At 68.7% G+C, this 792-nt stretch carries 1 pseudogene; it reads right to left on the minus strand.

What is annotated here, in order from left to right:
- Nucleotides 1-288 precede the first annotated feature (288 nt).
- Nucleotides 289-792: pseudogene (locus tag LPA54_RS33600) on the minus strand (phosphoketolase); the annotation flags it as partial.

Below are 792 nucleotides of genomic sequence, written 5' to 3' on the forward strand. Positions count from 1 at the left end.
ACTCGGCCGCGACGAACACCGCGCAGGCCAGCGTCAGCAGCAGGGCGAGCAGGAGCAGCAGGATCTCGGTCACCGTGCCACCCCCGCTCCCTGTCGGGCCGCATGACGCGGACTGCGGGTGGTGGCACGGTTACTACTGGGAGGATCACCCATCGGGGGACCGTCGCTCCTTTTCGAACAGTACGAAGATGTGTGGAAGCAGAATGGACTGCTCCCACACCAACTGTAAAGGACCCGCAAAACATTCCGCTCACGCGTGCCCGAGGGGCGGGGCCGCGTGCGGCCGGGTCAGCCGTCCCAGGTCCAGTCGGTGACCTCCGGCAGGTCGGTGCCGTGTTCGCGGATCCACTCGTGGTGGCGCAGCCGCACGTCCTCCATCCGCTGCCGTACTGCGGCGGCCTTCACCGCCAGGCCGGGGACGCGGTCGATGACGTCCATCACCAGCCGGTAGCGGTCCAGGTCGTTGCGGACCACCATGTCGAACGGCGTGGTCGTGGTGCCGATCTCCTTGTAGCCGCGCACGTGCAGGTGCGGGTGCCCGGTGCGGCGGTAGGCGAGCCTGTGGATCAGCCACGGGTAGCCGTGGTACGCGAAGATCACCGGCTTGTCCGCGGTGAACAGGCCGTCGTACTCGAAGTCGGACATGCCGTGCGGATGCTCCTCGCGCGGCAGCAGACGGGCGATGTCGACGACGTTGACGACCCGCACCGCCAGCTCGGGCAGATACGAGCGCAGCAGCTGCGCGGCCGCCATGACCTCCTGGGTGGGGACGTCGCCCGCGCAGGCCAGCAC

Origin of the sequence: Streptomyces sp. DH12, from assembly GCF_020873895.1 — a bacterium.
Taxonomy (GTDB): domain Bacteria; phylum Actinomycetota; class Actinomycetes; order Streptomycetales; family Streptomycetaceae; genus Streptomyces.